This window comes from Moraxella sp. (assembly GCF_024227015.1).
Classification (GTDB): Bacteria; Pseudomonadota; Gammaproteobacteria; order Pseudomonadales; family Moraxellaceae; genus Moraxella.
Genome location: NZ_JAAELD010000358.1, coordinates 1 through 521, shown reverse-complemented (window position 1 = coordinate 521; position 521 = coordinate 1). Strand labels below are relative to the sequence as shown.

The window sequence follows — 521 nt, the reverse complement described above, 5'->3', positions numbered from 1 at the left end:
CCCGGTGTGTTTTCGGCCAAATGTTGGGCGTTGAACATTTTGTAGAGCATGATCATCATCAATGTGATCACGCACCATAGAGCTAAATTTTTGTAAAAAGGGTTCAAAGAAGATACCTCCTTAAAATTTCATCCATTAAAGCCTCAGCGATGTATACCATAATGCCCTTTAGGGGTTTTCGCAAGAAATTATCCTGAGTTTGCAGCGGGCAATTGGATTTGAAACATTTGTGGCGCCTAGGTTGTACTTAGATGAGTTGGCTAGCAGTTTGAAGTGTTGGCCAAACAAGAGCCGGCGAGTGTTAAGCTTTAAGCAAAGGATCATGATCGTTCTGATATTCTACTTCAGCGCCTATCTTGCACACCTCCACCTTAAGCACTTGCCTGGTATTGTCTGAAATAATCGCCCGGCCGCTTCTGCGTACCCCCACGACCCATAAAATATGGTTGCCGTCTGTCAGCAGTGGAATGCGCCTGCGCTGTGCCCGGTTGATCTTGCGATCGATGAACAGCTTTTTGATT

The 521-nt window shown here is 45.5% G+C and carries 1 protein-coding gene; it reads right to left on the bottom strand.

Annotation, left to right across the window (positions count from 1 at the left end; genetic code table 11):
• Positions 1–301 precede the first annotated feature (301 nt).
• The coding region (gene tilS / locus GY683_RS08020; protein WP_297288234.1) for a tRNA lysidine(34) synthetase TilS at positions 302–521 on the bottom strand (220 nt) is incomplete at its 5' end.